Here is a 15,096-nt window from a genome sequence, read left to right as displayed (position 1 = left end):
GCGCAGGTTCCAATTCAACCGAAGGTCCAGCGTCGTCCCGGCCGTCGCTCGACCGTTGTCAGGCATCGGAAAAAAGCTTCCCGTTCATGTACTTTAGACCGGTGTCGCTCGCGACCGTGACGACCGTCTTACCCTGCCCCAACTCCTTGGCCAAACGAATCGCCGCAGTGACGTTGAGGCCCGTGGACGTACCGACCAGCAATCCTTCCTCCCGTGCTAATTGGTGACACATAGCGCGTGCTTCCTCTTCCGGAATGCTGCGCGCTTCGTCATAGAGATCTTGATTGAGCAAAGGCGGAACGAAGCCTACCCCTATCCCCTCGACGTGGTGGGTTCCGGCCCAACCTTTCGATATGACGGGTGAAGAGGCCGGCTCCAGAACCACGATCCGAACCGTCGCTGAGCGCGACTTCAGAATCCTTGCCACGCCCATTGTCATTCCGGCCACACCAACTGCGCCACAGAAGGCGTCGATACCGTCTGGAAATTGTTTGACCAACTCATGGCCGATTTCCTCATAGCCAATCAAGGCGTCACGGTTGTTAAACTGGTCCGAATAATAGCAGTCCGACCGGTTGGAGACCTCCTGGGCGTGACGGATCATAGACGGAATTAGATCGGCCGAGATTTCGCCGGACGGGCTGTGGATCAGATCAACGGTTGCGCCAAAGCTGCGCATGGTACGCAACTTCTCCATGGCAAAGGCGTTGGAAGAAGCCACAATGAAATGATAGCCTTTCACTGCGCAAATGAAGGCGAGCGAGGACCCAGTGCTTCCCCCACTCGCCTCGACTACTGTCATTCCTGGCTTCAAATCTCCGCGGCGCTCAGCCTCTTCTATGATGGATTTTGCCATGCGGTCTTTATACGAGCCTGTCGGGTTGAAATACTCGAGCTTCACAAAGACTTGAGCGCTCCCGTCCGGTACGACGCGACGCAGGCGTATGACCGGTGTATTGCCAATAGCGTTGAGCGCTGACTCGACGGGGGGCGGGGGGCTCAGTTGCATGTTTTATTTGTCCTTCCGGTTGATCGTCTAGCGTCTATTGGGCAAGCCACCCGGGTGAACCGCGTGTTGAGCTTTCGATGGGCGTCAAACCGATGCAAAACACCCAACGAGATCATACAGCGGATTCCCACGAAGTTTCCCAAGAGACTGCTGAACCTTGGAATCGAGCTGCACGCGATGATGCCTAATTTGCGAGCGGAAGAACTGCGCCAGCCACGCCATTCCCCTTGAAGAGTCAGCTGGTTGTCGAACATCACAGCCGAGGTTCCCTGCCCCTACTCTTGAAAACTGTGCCCGAGTTGAACAGCTTCCCATTGAAGCGCGACCCGTGAGTTGCTGCACCCACCTTCCTTGAGAAGTAGAGCCGTGGAAAAAGCTGTTCAACGATGTCAGCGCGGCGCATCGCATATCTTTTCTAGAATCCCTAGAGCGGATGCAGTCCTTCGGATCCTCGACGCGTCGAAATCCGCGTCATTCTCCAGAGCCGTCACCTCTGCCACAGTCAGACCAGTGGTTTCTGCGACGTCGTCCAGCGAATAGCCGCGAGCCAGGCGAGCTTCTGCAAGCAGAGCGCCAACGGACGGGGCAACTGGGGGTTTCGCAATCTTCGAGACCATGTTCATGTCGATTAAGGCTCCTTTTGGCAGCCGGAAAACGTGCATCCGTTTTCTAGTTCCACCGCTGCCGACCGCGTCCGGCAACGGACAGTTTCTTCGAATTCCGCGGGCGCACTTTCTATCAGTTTGTGCAGCGGAGTACAGGTCTGACGCGATGAAGGGCGGACAACCCTTGCGTAGGAGCCGACGAGAGGTAGTAGGGAAGCTCGTAGGGAGTGATGCACTGATCATTCCCAAGCGGAGAACGATGGACAAACAATTCGAGAGTTGCCTCGGCGCGATACGCTCATGGCCCGCAGATTCGGCCAGAGCCTGTGAGAAACCTGCCGGGCGCTGTTGATCGGCCGTCGTCTTGAAGAGATCGCCTGAGAACGGCGCATGGGGATCAAGCGCAGCAGCCTGAGAGCTCAAGGGTCCGTCATCTTTAAGGATTTGAGGAACGTCGAGCGCCCGAAAAGAGGATGCGGGCAAAGCCCGCATCCTGTGTGGCGTTCGCCTCAGTTCTTGGTGACGAAGTCCTTGACGTTAGCAGGCGTGACGAGCTGGAAGGGAATGTAGACCTTCTTTTCGATCTTCTCGCCCTTGGCGAGCTTGAGCGCTGCATCGAGCGAGCCCTTGCCCTGGCCGGCGGCATCCTGGAACACCGTGACGTCGAGATCACCCGCCTGCATGGCGGCAAGCGCGTCCTGCGTGGCGTCGACACCGCCGACGACGACCTTGGTCATATCCTTGCCGGCCGCCTTCAGCGCCTGGATGGCGCCGATCGCCATTTCGTCGTTGTTGGAGATCACGGCGTCGAATTCAATGCCGCTGGAGAGCCAGTTGGTCATCAGGTCGGCGCCCTGGGTGCGGTCCCAGTTGGCGGTCTGCTCTTCGACGATCTCCAGACCCTTGCATTCATCCGTCTTGATGACGTCATGGATGTCCTGCGTCCGCATGCGCGCAGCCTGGTTGGAAAGCTCGCCCATGATGACGACGGCCTTGCCCTTGCCGCCGAGAATACGGCAGATTTCCTTGGTTTCCAGCGTGCCGGATTCCAGCTCGTTGGAAGCAACGAAGGCCTGATTGTCCGGCAGCGTGTCGACGTTGACCGGTTCACGGTTGACATAGACAAGCGGAATACCAGCATCGGCCGCGAGCTTCGACATTGCCGTGGTCGCATCGGTATCGACAGGGTTGACGATGATTGCATCGACCTTGGAGGCGATGAAATTCTGGATCTGGCTCTGCTGCTTGGAAACGTCGTTTTGTGCGTCTTCGACCTGCAGCGTCACGCCGCTCAGTGTCTTTGCATAATCAGTCATGCCGTTGCGCAGAACGGTCAGGAAATTGTCGTCGAATTTCGCCATCGAGACGCCGACCGTTTCTGCGTGAGCGGCCGTCGACAGGACGAGCGCCATCGCGGTGCCCAGGATAAACTTTTTCATTTTCACTTCCTCCACAAAGCGGTGCCCGGCTGCACCCTCCTCACGCCGGGTTTTCAGCACGCTGGCCGAAAACAATTACCAGGGCCGCCAGAAAAAGGCCGAACATCTCCATAAGATATCAAGACCATCTCGATGCTGACGACTAGCCTCTCCTTCGCCGCTACGTTGACTCGCGCGAACCCCAAATTTTTTGGTGCCTGATTTGATGACTTAAGTGCGCAGTCTTCAACAGCGCCAATGTCGAGCGTCTTTCACAGATGGCACCACAATGGTGCAAAGCCGACACATGCCATATTGTCCAATCTCTTCGTCAGCTCTCGCGTGATCGAGAGGCAACATGACGCAGTTTTGATAAGCTTCTATCTATTTCACTTTGAGGTCCATTCATCGTTGTTTGTGAAGTCTCTCATTCTTGAAAGAATCGTCGTCGTGAATGAGAGAACCCCATCCGTCCCCGGATTTTTTCAGGAATATCGAACCCGATGGCAGGAGAGATTAACAAGAGCGGCGCCGCCGCAATGGACCGGGCAGTCGCTGAACTGGGCCGGTCGAGGCGGCAACTCTACACTCGCCCTCGCAGACCTCCTGGCTCCGGCGCAGACCTCTCCGGAGAGGTCGTTGGCGACGACATGTCATCTGCACTTGTCGATGCAATTTTATTTCATGACCATGTCGCTGGCCATAGATTGTGCAAATACACGAGGGGTAAAAACGATCATGGCCCGAATTCTCAACCGAATGCTGACGGCCGTACCCCTGCCATGGGGACCCTGTCAGCGTCAGCGTCCGACTCCTTGAATCGACGGTCGACTTCCGCGCGTTCCTCTCTGCGGCCGCGTTAAGCTCCGAGAAGAAGTGATGCATTGAGACAGCAAACTCTACAAATGCGATCGGCGACGACCGCGGGCGTTAGTGCACAGATCTGGAATTGAACGGATGGGGATCTTTGAAACGGCTGATCATGCCGAGGGTGCCTTGCGGCGGACGAATTTCGGGCGTGCGCAGTCAAGCATGCGATTGAGAACGGCGCAGCCGATGGCGCCTTCGGTCTGCTGACCAGGCCGCGACCTCGCCCGCAGACGCCGCCCGATGATGGACTTTTATCGCCCGATTGCCGTTTCGACCAGCGAGCGTTTGCGTAGCCGTTAGAGAGTTGCCATTTCACGCGGCCGCCAAAGACACGAAATGCGATATATATAGAAATATATCCAATAATATATTCCATACTCACGGGTTTCTCGCAATAGAGAGTAAGATATGCCAAATTGGAAACGATATACTTTGCAATATATCCGACGCATCTATTGCGTTGCTTGCCGTTTTCATCAAGTGTCCTGTTATGATGAGTTACGACAGTGCAACAGGAAGATTCTTTCCCATGAATGCTGAAATCTTGCCGGCGACGTCATCGTCGGGAGGCTTGCACAAGGAGCACGACGACATGGATCACCAAAAGAAATCAGACAAGCGCCTTGGCTACTCGCATCTGCGGTTGGCAACCATCGACGGCGTGTCGCTGCCTGGTCTACAATTGTCACTCGACCGGCAGGAGGGCTCTGCGTCGACGAAGAAGACCTTTTTCGAACAATTGCTCCTGGATTTTGCTTTCGGTTGCTACCTATTCTATCCGATCCAGCTGTATGAACATCCCGCAACGAGCGAGAGGACGACAAAGGCGCTAAACCGTTAAGTGAATTGGGAGAATTTGGACCGGCCGCCACGTTCCTCCTTTGAAATCCACGTCTATCGAGTTTCCATATTCCAGGATGGAAGCATCGGCTCAGTCGCCAACGCTTGCAAACTCCAACAACAGGTCGGCGAGCGGATGGAGGATATCATGGACGACCTTGATGCGACGCAAGCAAAGGACGGCTCGGGCACACAGGCTTCAACAGGTGTGAACCAGCACGGCAGGAACATCGGAAGATGGTATGAAAGTCTATCGGGAACCCGACCGTTAAACGGTACCCGCAAGGCGCAGTTCAAATCTTGCTGCTGGCATCAAATACGCTGACAACGCGCGCTCGCCTGCCAAAATCAAGGAAATTTGACGCGCAGGGTTCGCCCATCAAATTTACTGCAGAAAGGAACCGTTCTCCGTGTCATTTTGTTCTTCGAAACGCATTCGCATCGCCGCACTTGCAGCGACTGCCATCGTCCTGGGCACCCAGATCGCAATTGCGCAAGAACCGTCTATAGGGTCTCAGTGGCTGAACTCGCCGACATCTCGAGTGGAAGCGCTTGCGGTCCTTCAGACCTTGAATGCCAATCTCCTGAGTAACGCCAGTGCTACGTTGACCCTTGATCGCTGGTGCGCCGCGCACAAGCTCGCACCGGAAGGTTCTAAGATTGTAGCTCAGCGTGTGGGCGGGCAAGACAAGCCGGCCGATGAGCACATCCGTGAACTTCTGACCGTCGGACCCGGTGAGCTGATCGCTTATCGCCGCGTCCGCCTGGTCTGCGGCGACCGCGTCTTGTCGGAAGCCGACAATTGGTATGTACCCGCAAAATTAACTGCAGAGATGAATCAGGCTTTGAAGACCAGCGATATCGCGTTTGGCAGAGCCGTTCAGGCTCTTAATTTCACTCGCACAAACCTGTCTGCCAAGTTGCTCTGGTCCCCTCTATCCGAAGGCTGGGACATGGAGGGCTTAACAGCGCATGAAACAAGTTCCCTCAGCCTGCCGCCGTTCCTGCTCGAACATCGTGCCATACTGAAACTTCGAGACGGCACGCCGTTTAGCGCCTTGGTCGAAAGCTACACGGACAAAGTACTAGACTTTCCAGTTCCGCGCCTGCTTTCTCAATAGCGCTTCGGTACTCAGCATACTTGCTGAACTGCGCGGGATAAAAATCGACAGCCACTGCATGCGACAAAAGCGCCTGCCTTGCGGAAGCGTGCCGGTCGGGCGACTGACTTGTCGATTCGTTTGATCGCGGCGACCAAGCACGATAGCCTGAGTGTAACCTGACCCCAAGCCGTCGCAGATTGTCGCTTGACAGTCCCCTCGGCAAGCCTCTACCCTTTTTGGCATTCACCAGGGGGGTCCCGGCAAGGGGCTGAGATACTGCTATCGCGCGCAGTGACCCGTTGAACCTGATCCAGTTCATACTGGCGTAGGGACGGTGCAAGCGCTCGAGAGGTTTCGGATTCACGCGTGGAATCCGTGCCGGCGTCTTTCCATCATTCCGGCTGAGGACTGGGTCTCCAAACTCAAACTTGGAGCCTCAAACCATGAACATCGCCGCAAAGAATATCACCCCAACCGTCACCACCGGCCCCTTGCCGGCATCCAGGAAGATCTACAGTCGGGGGGACATCCATCCCGACATTTGCGTGCCGATGCGCGAAATCAGCCTGCATCCGACATCGGGCGAGCCGCCCGTTGTCGTCTACGACTCGTCCGGCCCCTATACGATCGAGGGCACCGAGATCCGTATCGAACAGGGGCTGCCCTCACTGCGACGTGACTGGGTTCTCGCCCGCGGCGACGTCGAGGCCTATAAGGGCCGCCATGTCCGTCCCGAAGACAACGGCTTTGCCAGCGGCGAAAGGCTGACGCCCGAATTCCCCGCGCTACGCCAGCCGCTGCGCGCAAAGGATGGCAGTGCAGTCACCCAGCTCTCTTATGCGCGCGCCGGCATCATCACGCCCGAGATGGAATTCATAGCCATCCGCGAAAACCTCGGCCGCAAGGCGCAGGCGGACGCCATAGTCCGCGACGGCGAAAGTTTCGGCGCCCACATTCCCGACCATGTGACGGCGGAATTCGTCCGGCAGGAAGTGGCGGCGGGTCGGGCGATCATCCCCGCCAACATCAACCATCCGGAAGCCGAACCGATGATCATCGGCCGCAATTTTCTGGTGAAGATCAACGCCAATATCGGCAACTCCGCCGTCACCTCATCGATGGCGGAGGAGGTTGAGAAGATGGTCTGGGCGGCCCGCTGGGGCGCCGATACCGTCATGGATCTCTCCACCGGCCGCAACATCCACAACATCCGCGAATGGATCATCCGCAATTCGCCCGTGCCGATCGGTACCGTGCCGCTCTATCAGGCGCTGGAGAAGGTCGATGGCATTGCCGAGAACCTGACCTGGGAGGTGTATCGCGACACGCTGATCGAACAGGCCGAACAGGGCGTCGATTATTTCACCATCCATGCCGGCGTGCGGCTTCACTACATCCCGCTCACCGTCAACCGGGTGACCGGCATTGTCTCGCGCGGCGGTTCGATCATGGCGAAGTGGTGTCTCCGTCATCACCGCGAAAGCTTCCTCTACGAGCATTTCGAGGAGATCTGCGACATCTGCCGCGCCTATGACGTCTCCTTCTCGCTCGGCGATGGCCTGCGCCCCGGCTCGATCGCTGACGCGAATGATGCGGCGCAGTTCGCCGAACTGGAAACACTGGGAGAACTGACCAAGGTCGCCTGGGCGAAAGACTGCCAGGTGATGATCGAAGGCCCCGGCCATGTGCCGATGCACAAGATCAAGGAGAACATGGACAAGCAGCTCGAAGTCTGCGGCAAGGCGCCTTTCTACACGCTCGGGCCGCTGACGACCGATATCGCGCCGGGTTACGATCACATCACCTCTGGGATAGGCGCAGCGATGATCGGCTGGTTCGGCACGGCGATGCTCTGCTACGTCACGCCCAAGGAGCATCTGGGGCTTCCCGACCGCAACGACGTGAAGGTAGGCGTCATCACCTACAAGATAGCGGCTCACGCCGCCGATCTCGCCAAGGGGCATCCGGCGGCACAGCTGCGCGATGACGCGCTCTCGCGTGCCCGTTTCGAATTCCGCTGGGAGGATCAGTTCAACCTCTCGCTGGACCCCGAAACCGCCCGCAGCTTCCACGACGAGACGCTGCCGAAGGAGGCGCACAAGGTCGCGCATTTCTGCTCCATGTGCGGACCGAAATTCTGCTCGATGCGCATCTCGCACGATATCCGCGCCGAAGCGCAGAAGGAGGGACTGGAGGCGATGGCGGCACGTTATCGCGAGGGCGGCGGCCTCTATATGCCGGTAGAAACCCTGCAGCAAACGAGCGAATGAGATGCGTGTTCTTGTCAAAGGGGCCGGCGTTGCCGGCCTGACGGTGGCGCATGAACTGCGCGCTCGAGATGCCGAGGTCACTGTGCTCGATCCATATGACGGTTTCCTGCGTGCTGCTTCGTGGCTCGCGGGCGGAATGTTGGCGCCCTGGTGCGAGCGGGAGAGTGCTGATGTTGCGGTACTCATGCGCGGTCTCACCGCCGCCGACAAATGGGAGGCAATTGTGCCGGGAGAGGTGCGACGAAACGGAACGCTCGTGGTCGCCTCGGCTCGCGATCTTGGTGAACTGCGACGCTTTGCCTGCCGCACGACGGGTTATGAATGGCTGGAAGAGCCGGCGATCGCGGCGCTGGAACCCTCCCTTGCCGGGCGGTTCCGGCACGGGCTGTTCTTTCGCCGCGAAGCCCATCTCGATCCCCGGCGAGTTTTGACTCTGCTGCGCACCAAGCTGACGGTTCAGGGGGTCACCTTCGTGGGCGAGAGCTCGCATGAGGAGAGCTTCGACAGTGTCGTCGATTGCACGGGCGCTGCGCAGATCGGCGAGGCCAAGGAGTTACGCGGCGTCCGCGGCGAAATGCTTTACCTTAAAAGCTTTGACGTGGATCTCTCCCGGCCGGTCCGCCTGCTCCATCCGCGTTTCCCCGTCTACATCGTCCCGCGTGGAGACGGTCTGTTCATGGTCGGCGCGACGATGATCGAGACGGAATTCGACGGGCCTATTGTCGCCCGTTCACTGATGGAACTGCTCAACGCTGCATACACGCTATTTCCGGCCTTTGCCGATGCAACCATAATCGAAACGGGTGTCGGAATCCGCCCAGCCTTTCCGGACAATCTTCCACGTGCAAGCCATCAGGGAAAGGTGATCTCGCTCAACGGCCTCTACCGTCACGGCTTTCTGCTCGCGCCAGCCATGGCGGCCGAGGCGGCTGAACTTGTCTTCAACCAACATACCACGGGAAGGAATGCCTCATGAAAGTGATCGTTAATGGCGAGGCCCAGGATGTCGCGGCTGAGACGCTGTCGGAGCTTTTAGTCCTGATGGAATACGAGGGTGACTGGCTGGCGACAGCCGTCAACGGTGAGCTGGTCCATCGCGAAGACCGGTTCAATCGTTCGCTCAACGACAATGACAGGATCGAAATCCTGTCGCCGATGCAAGGAGGCTGACGGATGCTGACGCTTTATGGATCCGAAATAAACTCCCGTCTGCTGCTCGGCACAGCGCGATACCCCTCTCCTGCCGTCCTCTCCGAGGCTGTCAGGCAATCGGCGACGGAAATAGTCACCGTCTCGCTTCGTCGTGAGATGTCTGGCGGCCGCACTGGGGGCGCCTTCTTCGAGATGATCCGCGCACTCGGCGTTCGTATCCTTCCCAACACTGCAGGTTGCCACAGCGTCGGGGAAGCGGTGCTGACCGCAAGGATGGCACGCGAGCTATTCGCCACCGACTGGATCAAGCTCGAGGTCATCGGCAACCATGATACGCTACAGCCGGATGTCTTCGGCCTCGTCGAGGCGGCTCGCATTCTCGTCAACGAAGGTTTCGAAGTCTTCCCGTACACGACCGACGATCTGGTCGTGGCCGAACGACTGCTGGAGGCCGGCTGCAAGGTGCTGATGCCTTGGTGCGCTCCGATCGGCAGTGCCGCCGGGCCGCTCAATCCGACAGCGCTCAGAGCAATGCGGGCCCATTTCCCTGACGTGTCGCTGATCGTCGATGCCGGCATCGGTCGGCCGTCGCACGCAACGGCAGTCATGGAGCTCGGTTTCGATGCGGTTCTGCTCAACACCGCCGTTGCCGGCGCCGGAGATCCCGCGGCGATGGCAGCCGCCTTTGCCGCGGCAATCGCCGCCGGCAAGCAGGCCTTTGACGCTGGCGTGCTGGAGCCGCGCGACATGGCCGTCCCCTCCACGCCGGTGATCGGAAAGGCGGTGTTCACATGAAGCTCGATCCGTTCTACCTGATCGTCGACAGCGCCGAGTGGATTGCCCGGCTGGTGCCGCTTGGCGTCAAGCTGGTGCAGTTGCGCATCAAGGATCGTCCGGAGACTGAACTACGCGCCGAGATCCGTCGCGCAGTTGCAGTCTGCGCTAAACATCAATCTCAGCTGGTCGTCAACGACCACTGGCGGCTTGCGATCGAGGAAGGTTGCGGCTTCGTACACCTCGGCCAGGAGGATCTTGCGACAGCGGACCTCGACGCGATCCGAGCGAGTGGCCTGAAACTCGGCCTCTCAACGCACGACGAACGCGAGCTGGAAACCGCACTGGCAGCGAGGCCTGATTATATCGCACTCGGTCCGGTCTACACGACGATCCTCAAGCAGATGAAATGGGCGCCGCAAGGGCTGACGCGGCTGAGCGAATGGAAATCGCGCATCGGCGACCTGCCTCTGGTCGCCATCGGCGGGTTGAATGTCGAACGGATCGAAGACGCCCTTGCTCACGGGGCGGATAGCGTCGCGGTCGTGACCGACATCATGCGGCATGAAAATCCGGAACTGAGAACAAAGCAATGGATCGTCGCGACAGCGCAGGCGAGAATCCGCAATCTTCAATAGGTCCTCAGGAAGCCATTGGCAATGGATTGTAAATCAGCAGATCGCCACGGAAATGGCACCATCAAAAAAGTCGGAGTTTGAACAATATGGACACCGAAAGCTCACCGGTCTTCAAAGGATATGAACTTCTGACCCATCAACCGCTGGCAAGGCTTACCTCTAGCCCATTCGCGATCGTGCCATGAAACAGTGACGACAAAGAATTTAGGCAATCGGTCTTCCAAGCCTTGCTCGTAAAAGCACATGGATCTAATGAGGCGCGTCAGTGATCCTAGGGAGTTTAGAATGCAAGTTTTGGTACGTGATAATAACGTTGAGCAAGCGCTCCGTTTTTTGAAAAAGAAGTTGCAGCGCGAGGGCGTTTTCCGGGAGGCTCGACTTCGGGAGCGTTTTGAAAAGCCGTCCGAAAAACGTGCTCGTGAGAAGGCCGAGGGTATCAGGCGCGTCCGTAAACTCGCTCGCAAAAAGCTTGAGCGGGAAAGCGGTATTTCGGCCCCAAAGAAGGCGAGAGCTTCTGGTCGCTAGTGGGGATCGAGTGACGGATGTTTCGTCTGTCGAGGGTATGACGGCCGAGGGCGTACGTTATCGACCGTGATCCGGCCTCCACCCAATGCCCGCTCGCTTGGCGGCTCCGCGCCAATACGGCTATCTGCGCACAGCGTTAAGTTTACGGTGCCCGCCGATCGCATTCCACGACCGCCCCTCCCCTCGGCAGATCAGACATGCTGTCCGCCGTTGATGTGGATTTCGGCGCCATTGATGTACGAGGAGGCGTCACTGCATAAAAAGTATATTGTTTCTGCCACTTCGCGGGGCGTTCCAAGCCGAGCCATCGGGACTTCTTGCTCGACCAATGCGTTGGTGCCCGGCGACAGGATTGAGGTTTCGATTTCGCCCGGAGCGATCGCGTTTGCACGCACACCACGCGGGCCGAACTCATGGGCGAGCTCGCGGGTCAAGGAAGCGAGGCCGGCTTTTGACGCCGCATACGCAACGCCGGCAAAAGGATGAACGCGTGAGCCCGCGATCGAAGTCACATTGACAATGAGACCCTTGGCCGCCTCAAGCTCCGGCAGGAGCGCCCGCGCGAGCAGCGCCGTCGAGATCAGATTGACGTTCAGCACTTTCGTCCAGGTTTCAGCATCGGTTCCGACAACGCCCAGCCTTGATCCGCCCGGGCCTTTGGGCGAAATGCCGGCATTGTTGACCAGTGCGTGAAGCTTCCCATCAGGAAGACGCTCCCTAACCGCTGCGACAAGCCGGCCGATCTGAGAGAGATCTGCAAGATCAGCCTGGATATGACTCTCCCTTGCAGTCGGCCATGCGCATTCCTCTGAAAATGGCTGACGCGACACTGTGAGGATGCGCCAGCCTTTCTCCTGAAAGAGCTTTACCGTTGCGTGGCCAATCCCGCGGCTTGCGCCTGTCAACAGCATGTATCCGGTTGCCATAAGACCCTCATACATCTAGATGTATCATGCCTCATAAATGAGAAAGCGTTTGGCGCAAGATGTACGTTTGCCTACGCTCAAATATTATCGCATCGACGTCCACACAGACGTCATTCAGCAGCAGCTACACTCACATGCGCAAGGATGACTCGTCCACCCTGATCGATGTCCATGATTGCCCGCGCCGCCCCCTCCCCCGATATCCAGTCTCATTACTTGCGTACGAGCGCTGGGTGATCAACCGGCACCCAGCGGCCATCTTGGTCGTGTGAGATGCTCGCGTAGCTTTGTTCTGGTGTCCATTCCGGCGTCTCGGCAAACTGGAAAAAAGAGCTCAGATCCGAGTGACCACCCAAGCCGATCGAAGGGGTATATTGAGCTGCAAGCATAATCACACATGCGGCGACGGCGTTGAACGTGTGTTCGAGCCGCGCGTCACTGAATTGTGTTTCTCTATCGTGTTTGACCCGGTTATAAGCGTCGTACCAGGGGAGAGTCTTGGTGGGATCTTGAGAATTCCACCCGGCGAAGGGGCGAATAGGCGTTAGCCACGGATAGGGACGAAAGCCGACCGCATACTGATCGAGGCGCATGACCGGTAGCAACCGCACATAGTCGTTCGTGTTGAGTTTCTGGCCCGACCTACCGTTCGCGACCAGGCCCCCCGCCAATGCGCTTCGACCTCGGTCGCTGCAAGGATCAGCAGGTTGCGGATTTCGTGACCGTAAACACCCAGCGTTTCGGTATGGGGATGGACGGTTTGGCAGATGCGATCGAGATGATGCGTCAGAGCGCGCGCTTGACCAGCACCTACGGCAATCGTGTCGCGCTCTTCGCCGGCGCCGGGGTTTTTAGGATGGGCGAAGCTGCCATTTAGCGGCCTGGCGATGCGACGATAGTAGTGAGCTGGCGGGAGATCGAGGCGATGAAACGGCCCGGTCTCGGGTCCGCCAGGAGTAAACCAAGGAGTGTCTTCTCGAAATGCCGCCCAAATCGAGGCCCGTTTGCCCCTTTTAATATAGGTCCCCGCGCCCTGCTCGGGATTGGAAACACCCAGCCTCACTGCCTCAGAGTCTTGGATACGCCACACCTGCGTCCCGGACCCATCATTGTCCTGGCGAAGATAGTGCGTCGGCGGCTCCTCTTCTCTCGTTCCGTCGCTCATCCCAGGCCACCCTCGACGTCATCGTTCCAATTCATATCTCTACACCACGCCGAAGCGCTTGCGCATTTCAGCGGTGCGTAACCACGTGTCACCGGGCAAGCGTTCGATGAATGCCGCAAAAACGCTAGTAGATGACTGGAGGGTCGTTTGGTCGGTCAGCGCTTCGGCCTGCTGTGTCGGAAGCAATGGCTGCATGTCGGACAGAAAGCGCGGCCGGGCAAGCTTCGCGAACATCCGTTGCTCAACCTGTGCCCGCGTGATGACCTGGCCCGAAAGTGCGACGTAGCGGCCAAAAAAGTCAGCCACTTTCTCCACATTCAGGCCCTCAAACGTCTCCAGGCCATGCGCCAGGTCATAGAGATCGCGACCCTTCTCCCGCTGCAGCAGCGCGCGCAGCTTGGTGGCCAACATTTCCTCACGGGAGAATGTCGGGACGGACGCATTCCCGGTGAACCATGGATTGGTCACGCCGAACGGCAAGTCGATCGGCCGATCATACGCTTCGATCTCGCTGATGTTGGTTTCGACCTTGAGGCGGATGGGGACGCCGCCGCCGTCCTCGGCCTCAATCCGGAATTTCAACTTGGGTGCGACCGGACTTGACTCGTACTGACCGTGTCCAAGCCACGGCTCGAGGACGACACGCAAGGCGTCCAGGACCGGGCCGATCGGCCCGGCCTCTGTGCGCACGAGATCAATGTCTTCCGAGTAGCGCAGCGGAGCCGGGAAGTGCAGTTTGTTGAGGGCTGTGCCGCCGCGAAACCTCAAGGCTTCGCGCAAGAAGGGGTCGGTGAATATCGCGACCACCGCCCGGCTGATAATCAGATCCTGTTCGATCTGACGTTGATCGGCCCAAGGCGCGACATTGCCCCACGCGACAATATTCTGAGCTGGTATCATTCATCGGCCTCCGGATAGCGGCGGACGATGACCCGCCAACGCGGGTCGCGCTCAAGCACTTCAGTAGAAAAGTCGGGATCGCCGGCTTCTTTGCGGTCCAGCTCCGTCCAGGGCAGGTTGCCGCGGTCTTCCAAGGCGATACGCATCGACGCCAGGCGTGGGCCGTGACCCAGCCTGTCGAGAAGGTAGCCGAGGCGCTGCACGACCGGCCGTTCGGTGACGCGCGACAGGTTGGTCAGGCTTTCGAAATCAATCTGCGGCGCGATATCCCTGAGGACAGTGAAGATGTTATCAAGACCGCCGGCGCCACGAGAATACCGCAGAATGTCGAGCGCTGTGAGAGCTGGTGACGACACTCTCATCGAACCTGTCTCGGTTTTCTTGTCGACAACGCCCGCGGCGACGGTCTCCATATCCTTTCGGTAGTAGAAGACGACGCGGTTGCGACCGGCCCTGATCTTGGGGAGCCGTTTGGCCGACACGACTTGAAACTCCATCACGGCCTGATGCGTGGCACCGTGCAGTTCGGCAGCCTTAAGCAGACCGACATAATAGGAATTCCCCTCATGGCGCATCAGCGCGTCAATGTACCAGGTTGGTGGCGGAGCGCCCAATGACATGAATTGTGGAGGGACCACGATATAGAAGTCGTGGCGCGGGTTGAGGAGTAGTTTTCGACGCTGCAAACGCTCGGCTGAGTCCAGGAACGCGCCACGATTGATGCCCAGCGCTTCGATCGCCTCTCGGCCATCAAAAACCACCCGCCCCTGGGAGAGCAAGTTTGATGTATAGGCGGAAAGCGCGGCCCGTTTATCGTGAATCATGTCCAATTATCCGCTCTATGTGCAGACATTGCAACACGCTTTGTTTTAACAGGTAATTCATGTTCGAATATCCGCGC

The 15,096-nt window shown here is 58.3% G+C and carries 16 protein-coding genes, 1 pseudogene and 1 riboswitch; of the genes and pseudogenes, 9 read left to right on the top strand and 8 right to left on the bottom strand.

The genetic code is table 11. The annotated features are described in order from the left end of the window. Nucleotides 1-58 precede the first annotated feature (58 nt). The 4 genes and pseudogenes from J3O30_RS29275 to J3O30_RS29260 form a co-directional block, all read right to left on the bottom strand. The gene (locus J3O30_RS29275; RefSeq protein WP_077987978.1) at nt 59-1,009 is read right to left on the bottom strand and encodes a cysteine synthase family protein; all 951 of its coding nucleotides are present in this window, start codon (nt 1,007-1,009) and stop codon (nt 59-61) included. A 389-nt stretch (nt 1,010-1,398) separates the two neighbouring features. Beyond that, nucleotides 1,399-1,632, bottom strand: coding sequence for a helix-turn-helix domain-containing protein (locus tag J3O30_RS29270; protein ID WP_077988049.1), 234 nt, complete (start codon nt 1,630-1,632; stop codon nt 1,399-1,401). A gap of 491 nt (nt 1,633-2,123) precedes the next feature. Next, nucleotides 2,124-3,053 carry a sugar ABC transporter substrate-binding protein gene (locus J3O30_RS29265; RefSeq protein ID WP_077987979.1) on the bottom strand — a complete coding sequence of 310 codons (930 nt, stop codon included), beginning with the start codon at nt 3,051-3,053 and terminating at the stop codon, nt 2,124-2,126. A 959-nt stretch (nt 3,054-4,012) separates the two neighbouring features. After that, nucleotides 4,013-4,224: pseudogene (locus tag J3O30_RS29260) on the bottom strand (IS5/IS1182 family transposase); the annotation flags it as partial. 207 nt (nt 4,225-4,431) lie between these two features. Here J3O30_RS29260 and J3O30_RS29255 point away from each other — a divergent pair. The 8 genes from J3O30_RS29255 (at nt 4,432) to rpsU (ending at nt 11,204) form a co-directional block, all read left to right on the top strand. After that, nucleotides 4,432-4,743 (top strand): hypothetical protein, encoded by a 312-nt coding sequence (locus J3O30_RS29255; protein WP_026237083.1) that lies wholly within the window; start codon nt 4,432-4,434, stop codon nt 4,741-4,743. 409 nt (nt 4,744-5,152) lie between these two features. Continuing rightward, nucleotides 5,153-5,863 (top strand): hypothetical protein, encoded by a 711-nt coding sequence (locus J3O30_RS29250; RefSeq protein ID WP_094231141.1) that lies wholly within the window; start codon nt 5,153-5,155, stop codon nt 5,861-5,863. 220 nt (nt 5,864-6,083) lie between these two features. Beyond that, a riboswitch (TPP riboswitch) is annotated at nt 6,084-6,195 on the top strand. A 93-nt stretch (nt 6,196-6,288) separates the two neighbouring features. Then, a complete protein-coding gene (gene thiC / locus J3O30_RS29245; protein WP_131624619.1) occupies nt 6,289-8,115 on the top strand; it encodes a phosphomethylpyrimidine synthase ThiC in 1,827 nt (608 codons plus the stop codon). 1 nt (nt 8,116) lies between these two features. Continuing rightward, a complete protein-coding gene (gene thiO, locus J3O30_RS29240; RefSeq protein ID WP_077987982.1) occupies nt 8,117-9,091 on the top strand; it encodes a glycine oxidase ThiO in 975 nt (324 codons plus the stop codon). Next, complete coding sequence (gene thiS / locus J3O30_RS29235; RefSeq protein WP_077987983.1) at nt 9,088-9,285, top strand: sulfur carrier protein ThiS; 198 nt, start codon at nt 9,088-9,090, stop codon at nt 9,283-9,285. The genes thiO and thiS overlap by 4 nt, the downstream gene beginning before the upstream one ends. A gap of 3 nt (nt 9,286-9,288) precedes the next feature. Continuing rightward, on the top strand, nt 9,289-10,062 hold the full coding sequence (locus tag J3O30_RS29230) for a thiazole synthase (RefSeq protein WP_077987984.1): 774 nt from the start codon (nt 9,289-9,291) through the stop codon (nt 10,060-10,062). After that, nucleotides 10,059-10,679 carry a thiamine phosphate synthase gene (locus J3O30_RS29225; protein ID WP_131624644.1) on the top strand — a complete coding sequence of 207 codons (621 nt, stop codon included), beginning with the start codon at nt 10,059-10,061 and terminating at the stop codon, nt 10,677-10,679. Before J3O30_RS29230 ends, J3O30_RS29225 begins: the two co-directional genes overlap by 4 nt. A 285-nt stretch (nt 10,680-10,964) precedes the next feature. Then, a complete protein-coding gene (gene rpsU / locus J3O30_RS29220) occupies nt 10,965-11,204 on the top strand; it encodes a 30S ribosomal protein S21 (protein WP_003554884.1) in 240 nt (79 codons plus the stop codon). Between the two features lie 191 nt (nt 11,205-11,395). Here the strand turns inward: rpsU and J3O30_RS29215 are convergent, their stop codons facing one another. Together J3O30_RS29215 and J3O30_RS33470 are read right to left on the bottom strand one after the other, a co-directional pair. Then, on the bottom strand, nt 11,396-12,130 hold the full coding sequence (locus J3O30_RS29215; protein WP_077987986.1) for an SDR family oxidoreductase: 735 nt from the start codon (nt 12,128-12,130) through the stop codon (nt 11,396-11,398). 212 nt (nt 12,131-12,342) lie between these two features. Further along, nucleotides 12,343-12,723: a hypothetical protein gene (locus tag J3O30_RS33470; protein WP_246762895.1), complete on the bottom strand. Its 381-nt coding sequence runs from the start codon at nt 12,721-12,723 to the stop codon at nt 12,343-12,345. A 77-nt stretch (nt 12,724-12,800) separates the two neighbouring features. Between J3O30_RS33470 and J3O30_RS33465 the strand changes: the two genes are divergently transcribed. After that, nucleotides 12,801-13,007: a hypothetical protein gene (locus tag J3O30_RS33465; protein WP_246762894.1), complete on the top strand. Its 207-nt coding sequence runs from the start codon at nt 12,801-12,803 to the stop codon at nt 13,005-13,007. A 327-nt stretch (nt 13,008-13,334) separates the two neighbouring features. Here J3O30_RS33465 and J3O30_RS29205 read toward each other — a convergent pair whose 3' ends face one another. Then, entirely contained in the window at nt 13,335-14,195 is an 861-nt protein-coding gene (locus J3O30_RS29205; RefSeq protein WP_207585697.1) for a nucleotidyl transferase AbiEii/AbiGii toxin family protein, read from the bottom strand. Beyond that, nucleotides 14,192-15,019 carry a type IV toxin-antitoxin system AbiEi family antitoxin gene (locus J3O30_RS29200; RefSeq protein WP_094231145.1) on the bottom strand — a complete coding sequence of 276 codons (828 nt, stop codon included), beginning with the start codon at nt 15,017-15,019 and terminating at the stop codon, nt 14,192-14,194. Before J3O30_RS29200 ends, J3O30_RS29205 begins: the two co-directional genes overlap by 4 nt. Between the last annotated feature and the right edge of the window lie 77 nt (nt 15,020-15,096).

It is taken from the genome of Rhizobium sp. NZLR1 (assembly GCF_017357385.1).
GTDB lineage: Bacteria > Pseudomonadota > Alphaproteobacteria > Rhizobiales > Rhizobiaceae > Rhizobium.
This window is presented reverse-complemented; position numbering and strand designations above follow the sequence as displayed.

What these genes read in the sequence shown, in the direction of transcription:
- J3O30_RS29275 (WP_077987978.1), bottom strand. Translation starts at nt 1,009, where the DNA reads ATGCAACTGAGCCCCCCGCCCCCCGTCGAGTCAGCGCTCAACGCTATT.
- J3O30_RS29270 (WP_077988049.1), bottom strand. Translation starts at nt 1,632, where the DNA reads ATGAACATGGTCTCGAAGATTGCGAAACCCCCAGTTGCCCCGTCCGTT.
- J3O30_RS29265 (WP_077987979.1), bottom strand. Translation starts at nt 3,053, where the DNA reads ATGAAAAAGTTTATCCTGGGCACCGCGATGGCGCTCGTCCTGTCGACG.
- J3O30_RS29255 (WP_026237083.1), top strand. Translation starts at nt 4,432, where the DNA reads ATGAATGCTGAAATCTTGCCGGCGACGTCATCGTCGGGAGGCTTGCAC.
- thiC (WP_131624619.1), top strand. Translation starts at nt 6,289, where the DNA reads ATGAACATCGCCGCAAAGAATATCACCCCAACCGTCACCACCGGCCCC.
- thiO (WP_077987982.1), top strand. Translation starts at nt 8,117, where the DNA reads ATGCGTGTTCTTGTCAAAGGGGCCGGCGTTGCCGGCCTGACGGTGGCG.
- thiS (WP_077987983.1), top strand. Translation starts at nt 9,088, where the DNA reads ATGAAAGTGATCGTTAATGGCGAGGCCCAGGATGTCGCGGCTGAGACG.
- J3O30_RS29230 (WP_077987984.1), top strand. Translation starts at nt 9,289, where the DNA reads ATGCTGACGCTTTATGGATCCGAAATAAACTCCCGTCTGCTGCTCGGC.
- J3O30_RS29225 (WP_131624644.1), top strand. Translation starts at nt 10,059, where the DNA reads ATGAAGCTCGATCCGTTCTACCTGATCGTCGACAGCGCCGAGTGGATT.
- rpsU (WP_003554884.1), top strand. Translation starts at nt 10,965, where the DNA reads ATGCAAGTTTTGGTACGTGATAATAACGTTGAGCAAGCGCTCCGTTTT.
- J3O30_RS29215 (WP_077987986.1), bottom strand. Translation starts at nt 12,130, where the DNA reads ATGGCAACCGGATACATGCTGTTGACAGGCGCAAGCCGCGGGATTGGC.
- J3O30_RS33470 (WP_246762895.1), bottom strand. Translation starts at nt 12,723, where the DNA reads ATGCGCCTCGATCAGTATGCGGTCGGCTTTCGTCCCTATCCGTGGCTA.
- J3O30_RS33465 (WP_246762894.1), top strand. Translation starts at nt 12,801, where the DNA reads ATGCGCTTCGACCTCGGTCGCTGCAAGGATCAGCAGGTTGCGGATTTC.
- J3O30_RS29205 (WP_207585697.1), bottom strand. Translation starts at nt 14,195, where the DNA reads ATGATACCAGCTCAGAATATTGTCGCGTGGGGCAATGTCGCGCCTTGG.
- J3O30_RS29200 (WP_094231145.1), bottom strand. Translation starts at nt 15,019, where the DNA reads ATGATTCACGATAAACGGGCCGCGCTTTCCGCCTATACATCAAACTTG.